Here is a 15,472-nt window from a genome sequence, read left to right as displayed (position 1 = left end):
TGGTTTTAAAAGAGGCAGGTGAAAAACACCAGCCAAAAGCTGAATTCTTTGTTTTTTAAACGGCTTCCCTAAATTTTATTAGGAAAGCCTTAGTGCAACTATTGCGGGCTGCCGTTGTCCTTATTACAGTCATCGCAAGCCGGATCTGGCGCACAGCGCAAGGTTTCATCATCACTGATTGATGAGTAACCACCACCGTAGCTAGTGCCACCTCTACCACTCCCAATACCACCGTAGTAATAACGACGACCACCATCGCCGCCAATACATGAACCATAAGAAGCCGTGCCCCAGTGCGTGGAGGTTCCACCGGGCACTTCCTGGCCGTTAGCGCAGCGACTTGAGTACCCCACTTGATATTGGAATTGATGAGTACCACAGCCTGCACCACTAGCATCCCCCTCTTCTGAAGGATTGAACTCACGCAGCGCGGTGATCCGGTAAGGGATATAAACTACTTCTCCCGCTTCGAGAATTTCCGGTACATCAGCGAGGAATTCGAAGGAAACCACATCATTACCGCTGGGTAGGTTGCTACTCATCGATTCCGCTTGGATCAGGCCGTAGTTAGTGAGACTCAACTCCCCGCTAAATACATCGCCTTTTTGCATATCCGGCAGAGTTACACTGATGGGATCAAGCATAACTACGGCTACGGGGACCTGGGTTTCAAAGATAGCTTCCAAGGTAATCTCGTAGCGGTCTTCCAGGTTAATTTCATTCACCTGCCATTCCACGCTAACGATTTGATTCATCAGGAAAACATCCTCCGCAACTGTGGCCCCAGGTTTAACCCAGAGTCGACCGGATACACTTTCATGATCAAAGGCAGTGACACGATAGGCATAACGACCTGCAGGCAGGTCTTGCAAGAAAGCTTCACCGTTGGCATCACTATTGATAGTGCGGGTTTCAGATAGTACCTGCTCGTTTTGCAGCTCGATCTTGGCACCAGTCAAACCTGGGATGAGCGTATTATTTTCATCCAAGGTTGCCGTGTAGATATCACTGATATGGAAGAACGCATTGCCGATTTCCGATGTCACTACAGCCACAAACAACTGTAAGGTGAAGCTATAACCACCATCCCCTTCAACTACCAGGCGATATTCATAATTTCCCTGAGGCACAGTATTATCTGGGCTGAATGCAATATTGACATCGCGGCCTTCACCAATTTCCAAATCCCCCAGTGCGGCCGTACCCTCAACTCTTACCCATGTAGGTGCCGGATTACCTTCGCCATCTACTATACTCAGGGTGGTATTGCGCAGCGTATCGAACCCTGTGTTTTTCAACTCGATGGTTTCTGTCGTTGATCCACCCAAGGCAACGCCGCTGTCCACATAAGAGGGTGCGAATTTAATAGCCGGGCGGCTCTCCGCCAGGTTGTATTCCAGGGACACATTTTCCAGGGACTGCTCAATGCCATTTACTGATGCCAATACCTGAAAATACAAGTAACCCTGATCCGGAGCCAGGTTATCGCCAGAGAGCGAAAGATTTATAACTCCTTTCTCCTGCTCCGCCAGCTCAATGACAGACCCCAGGTCCAGGTGTAAGCCACTGGGAATTTGTATTTGCTCTTCACCCGGTGCAGCCACCGATATCAGACGCACATCACTCAGCGCTGTACCGTGGCCAGCCGTCACTGTAATCGGCATTTCCTGGGTGTAGTTACGTGGAATATTTACGCTCAGTTGCCCAGGCGTTACTGAAGAAGTTAGTACTGCAAACTCACCTTGAGCAGGACGAGAGAGGCTGTCCGGATGGATAACGGAGACCTGCCAATTACCGCTTTGTCCCTGCGGATCAAACTGGTAAGAGAAATTACCAGTGGCATCGGTAATGACTGAAGCACTGCGCTCAAAGCCACGCAATTCCATGACCAAAGACAAAGGCACATTGCTCAGGGCAGCGTCACTATCGCGGTCGAGGGCTCGCCCGGTAATAGTGATAACTTCCTCGGTCCCATAAACTTGCTGCGGAGCTACAGTATCCAACTCACCATAGTAAGCAGTTTCCTGAAGTGAAGCCTGGATGCGAGTGCCATTACCTTGAATTGCCACCTGGGTATCTTTTCCAGTGTGGTAACGGAACTGGTCAATTTCTAAAGCGATTGTGACATCATCCGGCACAGCTGCAGGGATAGCCACTTCAATCCAGTCAGAAACAAAAGCCTTACCTGGTTGGACACGTGCCACGGTTTCACCAGTGGCTACCGTAATCACATCACCGGTGAATTGCTGTACCGATTGAAGTGCAAGCAGGTTGCTATCCGTGTCTTCAATTCGTACACGTACTTCATCAGAAGTTACACTGCCGTTGCTGCGTGCCACCAGCACCTCAGTTTCTACTGCCGATGTGTTTTCCAGAGTAAAGCGGACTTTCCCAACACCACCGCGATAGAGAGTGTCGGTTTCCAGATCCAAGCGCAACGCCGCATCCCCAACGAGAACCTGATCGGCAGTATTAATAAATATCGTCTCTCCTGGAAGCGGGGATTGTTCCAGACGCAATTGAATATCACTGAGAGTATCCAACTTGTCGTAACCACCGACAATTATAGGAATTTCTACCAGCCCACCTGCTGCCACACTAAAGGCTACAGACTGGTGCTCGCGGACCGCTCCATTATCATTAACAGTCGCAAAGAGTTTGACACCGCTAATATCGCCACTACCGCGATTTTGTACGCGGAAACGCACCTCATTCATCACACCGCGCTTAATGGCTGACTCACCTTCCTGCGATTCCACCACTTCCACTGAGAGTGCCGGCAATAACAAGCTGTGGCCAATACTTGTAGCTCCCAGACTATCTTCAGCCACTACGGTGTAGCGTCGCTCAGCATTTACACCCTGCTCCGCCGCACTGAAGTCACTATCTACAAAACTCGTAGGATTGCCACTATGGGAAATTAATCCACTGGTGATTTCCTGCAGACTTTCCTCTTCTCCAACATAAACTCGATAGCCAGAAATCGCGGTACCAGTGTGATTCCACTGCAATTGAGGATTGCCATTGGCATCTACCTGAATACTCAAGTCGGAGACCGGTAAAAGACCAAAATTGAGATAAGCCGTCACACTGGGAGCAGATTCATTACCCGCCTCATCCAAGGCGGTAATCACATAGGCATGCTCACTTTCACTGGGTGTATTATCCAAGGCAATGGTATCGGGGATACCCGTTTGCAGGGGACCTACCGATTGCAAAGTTTCCTGAGTAGCATTTTCCCCTTCAGCCAACGCCAATCGATAGAGGTTATAAGTCAGTGTTTCTCCATTTTCGGAGCCACCCTCAATGTCGACACTGGGGGCCTGCCAAGTAGCAACGATACCTGCCCCATTTAACTCCAGTGCCAGCTCCGTTGGCGCTGCCGGTGGAATGCTATCGGCACCCACTTTGACAGGTACGCTCATTGAACTCACTGCGATCTGGTCGTTACTACGGCGTTCACTGGCAATACCGTAATAGTAGTTACCATCAGTGGGCAGGGTATCCTGAGTACTCGTTTCAGAAAGACGCAAAACTTCCGTAAAGTCTGCATCTCCTTCTGCCTTGCGGTACAAAACATAACGAGCATCTTCAACAGAATCCCACTGTAGCGCCACCTCACCACCAGGTAATGCAGTAGCTTGCAAACTCTGCGGAATTTCAAGAGGTGGCAAGTCACCCTGATAAACCTGGAAGTAGTTTGCCACTCGTATTTTATCGCTCTGGTTCTCCAGATCATCCTCTGCCAGGAAACTAAAGCGCAGCGTATCTACAGTGGGATTGCCCTCCTCGTCCTGGCCGGCAGAGGCTGGCAGGGTAAAGCTGCCCACCCACAGTGGCTGTCCTTGAGTAGACTGAGCGTCGCGATTAAGGATAATTCCAGATTCCAATCCGGGCACCACGGTGTTGCCCACCAGCGGTAGCAGCTCAGGCATTGCCCCAGCTTTAACTTCATCACTCAGCTGCAATATCACTTCCACTTGCAAACCATCCTGCTCGTGGACTTTTAAGGGCTCTCCGGGATTTAGTGTAAGAGCAATAACTTCAGGGCCCTCGGCATCAATCAACAGGCTGGTACCCTGTTCAATAACGGTCCCGCGATTACCCACATTATCGTGGGCAGACATCACTGCATAAGCAGTACCTGACATCATGCCTGGCTCGATAATAAAGCTACCGGTATATAGAGTGTCATCGCTGTAGTCTTTGCTGAGCTCTACTGCGATAGGCACACCACCATCTGGCGCCATAGCAAAATAGGGCTGATTGCGTAATGGCTCATCAAATTGCACGGTTACTTCTACCGTACCCGGCCCATGGCGACCACTAGCACTATCCACCAAACCGTTTGTCTGGTAGCTCACTTGCAATGCATGGGGGCCTTCACTATCAGCCTTTGCTTCTACCAAACTAGATAGACTGCCCTCAGTAGCCGCTTCATTAACCGCAGTGACAGCATAAAAATAATCACCATCCTCTGTCGGTAAGTCACTGTGTTTCAATTCGGTTAATAGCTGTGTATTAATCCGTTTTGCTTCAAGTGCCGAAGTAAATTCAGCACTGGAACGATAAACGTTATAGCCCGCTATTTGGTTATTACTGTCATCACTGCTTACTGCATCCCAGGAAAGAGATATCTGGCCCAGCTCTCGCTCTATCACCGTAATGTTACTTGGCGCGTCGGGGATGTCGGTATCTAGGTTAACTTTACGCGCATCACTTTGGGCACCATATCCTCCACGCCCTGGATATTCCGCCGCAACGGTAATCAGATTTACGCCTTCTTGCAGAGTGGTTTCCACCTGGAAATTGCCGTAGTTATCTACGGTTTCAATATCACCCACAGGAATTCCATTTCTATAAAGCTGGACCTGAGTTTGCTTTTCTGCTGTGCCGAAAATAGTGATCAATTCACGGTTGGTTAACCAGTCTTCAACTGGACTAGTAATTTTCGGTGCCGCTGGAGAATCCAGAGCCACACTAAATGGGTATTCTATGACAGTAACATTCTCCCAGATATCATAAGCTTTTACCGTTAAAGAATGCTCAGTATCCGCTAAACTCAGTAGATCAATGCTACGTATAAACACGTTTTTAATCGACGAATACTCTATACCTAGCAAATTATCATTGATATAAAACTCAACTCTTGCAACGCCAGACACATCTGTAATCGTTAACTCAATCTCTCCATCTTTTGTCATCTGCGGAGATGCTGAAAAGTCCAACACCTCTTCCTTTTGTCGATACTGTGCTAATCCAATAGATGGACCCTCTGTTTCTGCTATAGGAGTTACTGAGACTGGAGTAACACTAGGGTTGGAACCACCGGAAATATTCACCGCTGTAACTGCGACAAAATAAGTGGTGCCATTCTTCAAACCTGCTAAAGCCCAAGTTTGCTCAGTATCGTTGGATAATCCCTTTTCGTGTACTGCTTTTGGCTCCAAACCGGATATCGTTGTGAAATCATTTTCCTCTACATATATCGAGTAATGCTCTAGTAACTGATAGGGAGCTACACTTAACCAGCTCACATCAATACGATTACTTCCGGCTTCAACATTAACATCTGCTGGGTTCGGCAGTAGTGTTGTTCCTGAATCACTGAGGCCATTGGAAATATTACCATCCTTATCATAAGCAGATACACGTAGTGGATAAGAACTAGCAGCAGAAAGACCTATTACTTGATGCTGAACTGTTGCTAGTGGATCTATGATGGATGAAAGAGGTATGTCATCCACTCTCCCATCAAGACCCTCTTCGAACTCCACTCTATACCCAGATAAATCCCCACTTAAATTTGATGAAGGACTCCAATTTAACGTCAAACTATCTACTCCGGGAAAAACCATTAAATTAGAAATTTCTTCGGGCGCCTGAGTATCTAATGGTATTGCCCCTTTTGATGTTACGACAGAATTATATTGTCCCAATAAATCGTAAGCCACCACTGCAAAGTGTGTCTGAACATTTCGGGGTAATCCTTCAATACGGAATTGCTTATTATCTTGGGGTAAAACAACTACCGGTGCTTTACCAGCTATATCGTAAAAGCTATCAGCACTCTGATAAATACGATATTCATTAATATCGTTACCATTAACGAATTCATCATACTCACTCCAATCTAGTAGCAGATCGGTACCAGCGCCTACCTGGTCAATTTTTAGTTCGACCGGACCGGGGGCTGTTTTATCGTAGCGAATAGCAATAATTACTGGCTCACTTTCATTACCAGCCTTATCTCTTACAATAATAGAAAAATTATTATCACCCTCCACTAGGGCGACTTCATTCGTCCAGTTAACATCACTAGAAATAGTATTAATCAGAGTATCATTTATAAGAATTTCACTGCCAGCCTCCTTACTACCACCGATAAGCTGACTTTCAAACTTGGTTAAGCTCTGATATTGGTCAAGGGTAGTTGATACTGGCGGTGTCGTATCAAGTGTAAAGTTATATTTATGAAGACCAGATGAGTTACCAACCTTATCTAAGACTTGTACTGAAACTTCATATTCACCATCAAGGAATGGTGCTTCAGCCGTGTATTGGAGTTTATTTTCATAAATATTTGAGGAACCAGCCAAAACTACATCATTCCGCTTGATGCTTAAATAAGTATTTTGTAGATCGATACCACTCCCATCTTCCTCTACCACTATGGTTACTTGCTCTGGAGTTATATTTATTAGCCCAACCGGATAAACTCCAGAGACTAAAGGAGCCACACTGTCAACCAGGAATCGCAATGATACAGGGGATGATAAATTGCCACTTAGGTCTCTAGCTGCCAAAGTTAAGATAGTCTCGCCATCTGGTAAAGTTCTATTAATAACCCACTTGTCAGCTCCCATTTCAATAAGGAGCTCTCCATCCAACCAAATTTCGGTATTATCTTCTCGACTCCCCGAAAGAGTAATTTGGGCACTTTGAGTAATATTCAAAAATGGCGCTAAAGGAAGATCCAATATTGGACTTTGTGGAGGAGTAACATCAATTATAAATGAGCTAGAAAATTGATCATCTACAGGCTCGAGTTCAACACCATCAAGATCTTGATCCATTCCCTTCCCATTCAATCCAAAAATATTTGGACCAACTTTTAACGTATAGCTGCCCTCATCTAAAGCCTCCGCAAAATTTATCTGATACTGTTTAGCAGCGATATTATTTATAGAGCTGACAACAACTTGAGCACCATCAGAATTAGCTAACGAAAAATCATTGATATCGAGATGTTCATGATCTAATTCACTGGCAAACTCTATCGTAATACTATCTATTAATTCTCCAATATAGCCACTAGGCTCTAAAGATTTTACTTTTACAATTTGTTCAGAAACATGGACTGTTCCCTTTTCCCCAGCAAAACCATCAACTACACGGCCACCATCTGCAATTATCTGGTCAAGGTTTAACCCGTCTAGTGATTCATAATAGATGGCAACACGACCGCCACCACCTGAGCCACCATACGCTGAATATCCGCCGCTTGCAGATATTACACTTTCAGAATTAACTTTAAGTTCGCCAATGTCCAGAAAAATAGAGCCGCCACTACCACTACCATCATGACTACTATTAGCATGACTACCATCGGCAAAAATAGCACCATCTAATTGAAATTTGTCTGAAATTATGTGTATCGCACCACCACCACGCACTCCTGAGTCATCCGCTAAATTACGCCCTCCCATACCAAAATCATCAGGTGAATAATAAGTCCCATATACTTGATTAGTATAACCAGCTGAATTACCGGCATCAGCGCCTTCGCCATTACGGTCGAAGCCCCCTAGCCCACCATAACTACCACCGGCCCCATTACCAACCTCATCACTTGGAAGATAACCCTTTCCAACAACATCAATGGATGAGCCAACCCCCAAATGGAAATCATTAGTACGTAAAACAAGTCCGGAGGAAAATTTCTCAGATGCAGTAATGGTTGTTATTTTCGCGCCATTCTCAATTGTGATTGAATCAAATTCTTGATCCCTTGCGAACTCTAATATGGCTCCATCTACAACTAGATCATCATCGATAACTTTTAGGATTCCTTCAGCAATAACCTGGGAAAAGCCATCCCTAGATCCAGTAATTGTAGATGCGATAGATGAACCATCCTCAAGAATTAATTTTGCTTTTTCTACAGATAACTGGGCATCTATTACCCCCCCTAGGTAAGTGCTACCTAAACTATCTTCACACGCCTCCAGAAAGTTAACTTGCTGGGAAGAAGTGTCACTTATTGTCGTCAACTCTAGGGTTGGTGATTCCAGACTTTCAGGCTCAGGATCCTGATTGCAGCTAAAAAAGTAAGGGCTAGCTATTCGCAAGATCGCATTATTTGAAGACAAAGAGCGATCATATAGATATACAGTGCCTGCACCACCATAAGTTGAACTATTAGGACCTGTTTCCGAAAATGTTATGTCCGTTAGTTCCAGCCGGCTAGAATTTAGCATTTCTTCCTTGGAGTAATCGAAAGAATCATAGTAGATTGCAACTCGTCCGCCACTACCACTGCCTCCAATACTACTCGCTCCACCCGAGGCATCGATCAACGCACCAGCATCAGCAAATATTGTAGGCGCGTCAATCCATATTGAGCCGCCACTGCCTCCACCAGAGTCCTCCTCACTTGATCCATAAGCAAGGATCTGACCAAATAGCTCTAGGCGATCTCCGACGGTTAATTTAAGTGCACCACCTCCCCTACTACCTACGGCACCAGGCAAAGGAATTGAAATACCACCAACACCAAATTCTAATGGCTCTTTATAATCCCCAAATACACTATTAGTGTGATCACCGCCAGAACTATCACATTCTTCAGTGTTCTCACAATATTTTCCTCCAATGCCACCATAACTTCCTCCTGAGTAAGGAATACCATCCTCAATAGCAAATTGCCCCTTGCCGGTTACGTCAATGCTTGAATCATAAGAAACAAATAATTGATCGCTTATAGCTAGATCAAGGGGATATTCTGTAGATATTGGATGAGTTAAGATCGCTCCATTTATAAGAGTTAAATTGGAAAAGTCATGTTTTCCATCAACAACCAAAGTAGTCCCATCAATGATTATTGTTTTCCCATCATAAATTTTATTATCTATCGAAATCCTTGATGCACTTGTTATACTTACTGTTTCTGTATCTGCTAATATGTACTGTGAGCCAGCATCATAATGCTCTAGAACTTCTTCCGGAGATATTTTTCGATCATAAATTGCGAGATCAGCTATATAGCCATCAACCAAATTAGTCCCTTGACCGGTCCCACCGAGATAATAATTATCCTCATCAAATTCTGAATAGCAATCATCTAATACAGCAACAAGCTGGCCGTTCCTATACAACGACAGCCGACTCTCACCATAATCATCGCCATTATCATATTCATCTTCATAACTCACAACATAGTGATAAAGCTCACCAATTAACACTGGCTCTGGGTCCGGCAAAACACATGAAACGTCACTAGTGCCACCAGAAAATGCCATATGACCTGCTTTAGTCTCACCTAAATCATACTGAGTGCTACTGCTATAATCAGGAAGAATTAATCCCCAGTATTCATCCGCTCCAAATACAACCTCGTGACTACCTCTTGAAGAAGAAACTGACTTTTCAGGTATTTTTTCAAATTTTATCCATACTTCGAAGGAGAAATCTTCGGAAAGATCTAAATTTTGAGAATCAAGCGAAAGCACCTGCCCTCTTCCATCAAGACGAACAGAACCTCTTATTGCCCTATCCAGCTCAATAAAATCTACAGATTCTGCTGACTCTAAATCTGGGGCAAAATCCATAATTTCAATAAGAGTCCCATCAGGATTATCATCTAGAGGGAAATAGACTACAGGAGAATCATTGATCACAAGATCTTTATATTCTCCAATTTCAGCCTCAACAGATCCTGGCAGAAACCCAGATACTACCAAGAGCAAAACCAATAGATATTCCTTCATTCACTCCCCCAGGAAATTTAAACCGCTCGATCCAACTTGATATAAAACTGAGCAAACATCACCCGCATCTACGATTTATACTGCTAAAAACTAAACAGACACCGTTAATCAGTTTATGGACCATACACAAGACAATAAATACAAAACTACTCATTAAATTTCGCAATCGCGCTTTAGATAACCCTTCACAAAAAATCTAAACAAACTTAATCACTAAATTCAGGCTTATATTAAGAAATATAAATATTATTAAGCTACTATTACTTCATTTGAACTATAAGTCGCTTGTCGTAAGTCAAAAATCTATGGCTATTTTCCAGACGTGAGTACTTATCGAAGTTATAGAACGCAATATAAGAACCATAGCCATCTCCCAGTATATTGTTCTGTGGGTCAGAAATTTCCCACTGATCCTTAGCTTTGTATTCAGCCCAATTGTGATAATTTTCAGCAAATAGGCGACCAGAACTATTAATAGTGAAGCCCCCGATCATTCGGGCAGGAATATTTGAAGACCGAGATAACGCGACGAAGGCTGATGCGAATTCGGTACAATCTCCTTGTCGCGCTGTTATCGCATAACTCGCTCCTCGGTCTTCGGCAACATAGCCGATATTTTTAATATTTCGATAGAGCCAACGACTAATTTTTTCTGGATCGCCATCAAGCTTCGTGGCTAGAGAGGCTATTTCTGATGCTGTTGTTTCAACTCCAGGCTCACTGCCAAGATAGCGAGAATCTTCCAAAGCAAATGCTTGAGGATTGTCGGCCAGTTTTACTACAGCGGTAATATTGATAACTTGGCTCGAAAATGGAGCTAGGCCAGGTAATTCAAATAACAAAACCTGGTTACCTGACTGATCTATTTTTAACTTAAATGGAAAGTTAGCGTCGACAGACACTGTTTTTTGATAAGAATTTTGCGCTACCGGCGCAAACGTACTGAAAGCAGGGCTCGCTATATATCGATTCGATCGATTACTAACTTCAAAACTATAACGTATGGTTTGGGTGGTTCTATATATTGTATCAGTCGGTTTAACTTGCTTATACGCCCAAATACAGGCAAATACCATTATTCCCAGTAAACACGCGAGCAGACTAAACTTAACTTGGCACTTCTTATCCTGCACAGCCCGGCATCCCATCCACTCCCGCTCGCTTAGCTGCACCTAATACACTATTCCTTACAGCATTCTTTAAAGCACTTAATCCACCGGCAACAACGAAAACTTCATCTTTAAAGCCTAGCTTTAACTCTTTTGCTATACTTTGTTCTTGCCCATCTTCCGCAACAACAAATATTGGCAAGTAGCCATTTAGTGAATAATTAATAAATGCATTGCGTACCTTTGTATTCAGATTTACCCCCTCCTGGTGAGGCACTACTGGAACCCCCAAGTTTGCTAACTCCATAGCAACACGAGGTGTAGTGGCAAGAGTTACCACTCCAAAGTGGCTAAACTCAACCAAATAATCATTCGCAGACACCAAGTTGCTCTTCAACTCGGGCAGTTTTTTTGGTCTCTTACCAATAAGTATCCTTGGTTTTTCAAAGCCTGAGTTCACAAGTTCCTGACATAACTTTGCCAAGGAGTGTCTCTTATGTGGCTCCGAAAAGACTAGTAGAGATTTAGATTCAAGGAACTTCTTTGTTTTAATTTTAGAGGCGGTAATTGAGAGAATATCTTTGCGCACATATTGGTCGGTTAAATTTTTAGATGTGTCAACCAATATAAACTGATCAAGTGTACCAACTAACTCTTCATTGCGCACAAAACACAATTCAGATGTATTTTTAGATGCTTCATAAATTCCGGTGAGCAACTTACGATCGTGTGCGACTATGCAGCGATCATTATCTTCTGCAAAAACATCTTCGCCCAATACAAAATGACTACTGAAACAAAATATCAGCAACCCAATCAATTGGATTCCTGATCTACGACATCCTGTCAAGGTCACTCGCCCATATTATTCAGCCCACAAAGCAATAATGAGGCCGACTACTGAAATAGAGCTGCATGATAAAGACTAAATAAACTGATAGTCAACTTTAATATTTTTTCCAATTCAATTTATTGAACTAGTTTTCTTGTACAAACTATCCAGTTATCAAAAGGTAGCTTAACAAATTGACGTAGATACTTGAGGGTATGCTGTATACATCTGAACAGCACGGAGAATTAGAACCGCGACATCTCACCCAGGTTAACTTGCAAACAAGAAGCAATCAAATTCCTCTTGCAAAAGTTATAGCCAGTCAAAGCACTGAATAATCCCTCTTTTCCAAGTAAGCGCTGTGTAACCTCTTCCAAGGAAAGTCCCTGTTGTGTCAACTCCTGCGCTTCTCCAGATAGATTAAGCAGGTACTCATATTTTTTATTCAATTGCTGCCAACCATCCTCTACCACTCCCCTATGAGGGCAAAGGATAACGTCAAATGAATGATCCAGGACTCCCTTTATACTTTTCATTAATGTAGGGACATCTTCATCAATACGCAGGAACTTTAAGTAGTTGGCAATAAATAAATCAGCGCTAAACAGCCAGCCGCGCTCAGGCAGTAAATAGCAGGTCATATCCTTTGCATGCCCGGGACTAAATACTGGAATCACTTTTTCTTCACCAATGTAGACTTCCTCTGGAAGAGATGCCACCTCCGCTTTTCCCGCAGTTCCCCAGAAAAACTTCTGCATCGGGGGAATTCGGAAGCCTTTTTTTAATATACCAATAGTCAGATCCGGGGCCACCGCCTGCACACCGGTAAGTTTCTGGATAGCGCCGGCATTGCCACTATGGTCTTCGTGGTGGTGAGTCAGCAATAACTGCTTTAGCGGTGCGTTTTGTATAAACGGCTTGACATACTTCCACTGATTGCTGGGACCTGTATCAATTACGGTTCCATTGAGGCGATAAACAACAAAGGTTGTATTAACACCCATATTGACTCGGCCGACGCGAATAGCATCTAAGCCGTAATAATTAAAGGTTTCACGTACTGGCATAGCTGTGCCCTTGGATAGCTAGGCGTTATTTTTAGGCGAATGCCGTATCTTGGGGAATTGTATTTCCCATGAAAATGAATGACATATCCGTTCCGAACCCTAGACTGTTACGGAGGAGACACATCCTGACTTACTGCAGAATACTGAAACTAGCTGGTCGAGGGTTACTCTAGTGCCACCACTTCTATTCCGGCATCGGTATAACGCCAACGCAAATTGAATTCACACAATTGCATGCCATAAATGCGCTGAGGATCGGTCTTTTGGTATGCCGGTCTTGGATCCTGGGATAAGACCTGTTCAATTAAACGGGGGAGATCTGTACCCCAGTCATCGCGGTAGGCTTTGGCTTTATTCAGAACTGGCTCGGGGATAGTAACGGGAATTTGCACTGGAGCTGCGTCAGCAAATTCACTTTGCGCATGCGTTAACGCATCCGCATAGGGAACATAGGGTTTAATATCTAATACCGGCGTACCATCGACCAAATCTGCCCCGGCAACTATCAACTCCACTTTAGGAGAGGTACGCACCTCCAAAAGACGAATTACTGACAGCCCGATATTATTGGGACGAAAGGGCGAGCGAGTGGCGAGTACACCCAGCTTCTTATTGCCGCCCAAACGGGGCGGGCGCACTTTAGCTGACCACTGCCCAGCGGCTTGGTGAAATTGGAACACTACCCAGATATGGCTATTTTGCTCCAGACCAGCAACTGCATCTGGCGTATCCAGGGGGGGTAACAACGTAATACTGGCGCGACTGGCATCCGCCAATAGTGGCTGGCGGGGCACTCCAAACTTTTCTCCAAAGCAGGAATGCACCTGCGCAATAGGTTCTACAACCATTTAAAATCCAAACACTTTTTACAAACTACTTATCAATACCGCCGGCACACAGATATTTTATTTCCAGATAATCTTCAATACCGTACTTGGAGCCCTCACGTCCCTGTCCGGATTCTTTTACACCACCGAATGGTGCCATTTCATTGGAAATAATACCTTCGTTAATACCGACCATTCCGTATTCAAGCCCTTCAGCAACTCTCCAGATGCGGCCAATATCCCTGGAGTAAAAATAGGAAGCCAGGCCGAACTCAGTATCGTTGGCCATTTGAATGACATCTTCTTCTGTGGAGAACTTAAAAAGCGGCGCTACAGGTCCAAAAATTTCCTCTTTGAATAGATGCATTTGATCGGTCGCACCGCCTAAAACTACCGGGGAGTAGAAGCATGCACCTAAAGTGCTGGGTCCTCCAGCAACCAGGGTTTGCGCTCCTTTCTGCAGTGCATCTTCTACCAGAGATTCCGTTTTCTTCACCGCTTTAGTGGTAATCATCGGACCTATATCGACACCACTATCGAAACCACTCCCCATGGAGAGTTGATTTACCGCATCACTAAATTTCTGTGCAAACTCGTCGTAAACACCCTCCTGAACAAAAATCCGGTTGGCACAGACACAGGTTTGACCGGCATTGCGATATTTACACACAATTGCCCCTTTTACCGCTTCATTGATATCCGCATCATCAAAAACAATAAATGGCGCATTACCGCCCAATTCCATGGAGGTTTTTTTCATGGTCGCCGCGCACTGGGCTTGCAGCAATTTACCAACAGCAGTGGAACCGGTAAAAGTAAATTTCCGCACCAGGGGGTTGGATGTCATCTCAGCGCCAATTTCCGGTGCCTTGTCCCCTGCGACAATATTGAAAACCCCAGCAGGTACACCGGCCTCTTCAGCGAGTACCGCTATTGCCAAGGCAGAAAGTGGCGTTTCAGAAGCTGGCTTGGCGATAAATGGGCAACCCGCTGCAATGGCTGGGGCCATTTTGCGCGCGATCATAGCATTGGGGAAATTCCACGGTGTTACGGAACAGGTCACACCCACGGGCTGCTTAATTACTATAATCCGCTTATCATTAGAGGGTGGGCTTATCACATCACCATATATGCGCTTGGCCTCTTCGGAAAACCATTCAACATAGTTGGCGCCATAGACAATCTCGCCTCTGGCCTCAACCAATGGCTTCCCTTGTTCTGCCGTCAAAATAATGGCGAGATCATCGGCATTGGCAATTATCAGGTCATACCAGCGCCTGAGTATTTTCGCTCTTTCTTTTACCGGGGTATCGCGCCAGGCGGGCCAGGCTTTATCAGCAGCCTCTATAGCGCGGCGGGTCTCATTTGCTCCCAGGTTAGCGATACCGGCTACTACTTTGCCAGTTGCAGGGTCCAGCACATCGAAGGTGTCGCCAGAATCAGCATCCACCCACTGACCATTGATATAGGACTGGCTGCGCAGCAACGCAGGATTCTTCAGCTTCAACATCGTATTCTCCTTGTGGTTTCTTCCCTGCCCCGCCAATAACGGGTTCACTGGTACGATTGAAATCCCACTCTGCCATTAGATCGTGGGTTACAAGTTCAGAAGCTGAAGTGCAGTACAAACCGGCAGTATCCCTTGCCA

Annotated in this window: 6 protein-coding genes; all 6 read right to left on the bottom strand. The window is 44.9% G+C overall.

What is annotated here, in order from left to right; all coding sequences use genetic code 11:
- Positions 1–98 precede the first annotated feature (98 nt).
- Positions 99–9,989 (bottom strand): fibronectin type III domain-containing protein, encoded by a 9,891-nt coding sequence (locus BTJ40_RS04685; RefSeq protein ID WP_108732007.1) that lies wholly within the window; start codon positions 9,987–9,989, stop codon positions 99–101.
- 260 nt (positions 9,990–10,249) lie between these two features.
- Positions 10,250–11,122 (bottom strand): transglutaminase-like domain-containing protein, encoded by an 873-nt coding sequence (locus BTJ40_RS04680; protein ID WP_157953886.1) that lies wholly within the window; start codon positions 11,120–11,122, stop codon positions 10,250–10,252.
- Positions 11,112–11,918, bottom strand: coding sequence for a hypothetical protein (locus BTJ40_RS04675; RefSeq protein WP_108732005.1), 807 nt, complete (start codon positions 11,916–11,918; stop codon positions 11,112–11,114). Before BTJ40_RS04675 ends, BTJ40_RS04680 begins: the two co-directional genes overlap by 11 nt.
- A 257-nt stretch (positions 11,919–12,175) precedes the next feature.
- A complete protein-coding gene (locus BTJ40_RS04670) occupies positions 12,176–12,997 on the bottom strand; it encodes an MBL fold metallo-hydrolase (RefSeq protein WP_108732004.1) in 822 nt (273 codons plus the stop codon).
- Between the two features lie 164 nt (positions 12,998–13,161).
- Positions 13,162–13,845, bottom strand: a complete 684-nt coding sequence (gene tsaA, locus BTJ40_RS04665; protein ID WP_108732003.1) for a tRNA (N6-threonylcarbamoyladenosine(37)-N6)-methyltransferase TrmO — start codon at positions 13,843–13,845, stop codon at positions 13,162–13,164.
- 25 nt (positions 13,846–13,870) lie between these two features.
- Entirely contained in the window at positions 13,871–15,334 is a 1,464-nt protein-coding gene (locus tag BTJ40_RS04660) for an NAD-dependent succinate-semialdehyde dehydrogenase (protein ID WP_108732002.1), read from the bottom strand.
- Between the last annotated feature and the right edge of the window lie 138 nt (positions 15,335–15,472).

It is taken from the genome of Microbulbifer sp. A4B17 (genome assembly GCF_003076275.1).
GTDB lineage: Bacteria > Pseudomonadota > Gammaproteobacteria > Pseudomonadales > Cellvibrionaceae > Microbulbifer.
Note: the sequence above shows the minus strand (reverse complement) of the source record. Positions and strands in the feature narration are given on the sequence as shown.

Bases quoted from the DNA above. Each gene is read 5' to 3' on its own strand.
- tsaA (WP_108732003.1), bottom strand. From the start codon at position 13,845: ATGGTTGTAGAACCTATTGCGCAGGTGCATTCCTGCTTTGGAGAAAAG.
- BTJ40_RS04685 (WP_108732007.1), bottom strand. From the start codon at position 9,989: ATGAAGGAATATCTATTGGTTTTGCTCTTGGTAGTATCTGGGTTTCTG.
- BTJ40_RS04660 (WP_108732002.1), bottom strand. From the start codon at position 15,334: ATGTTGAAGCTGAAGAATCCTGCGTTGCTGCGCAGCCAGTCCTATATC.
- BTJ40_RS04670 (WP_108732004.1), bottom strand. From the start codon at position 12,997: ATGCCAGTACGTGAAACCTTTAATTATTACGGCTTAGATGCTATTCGC.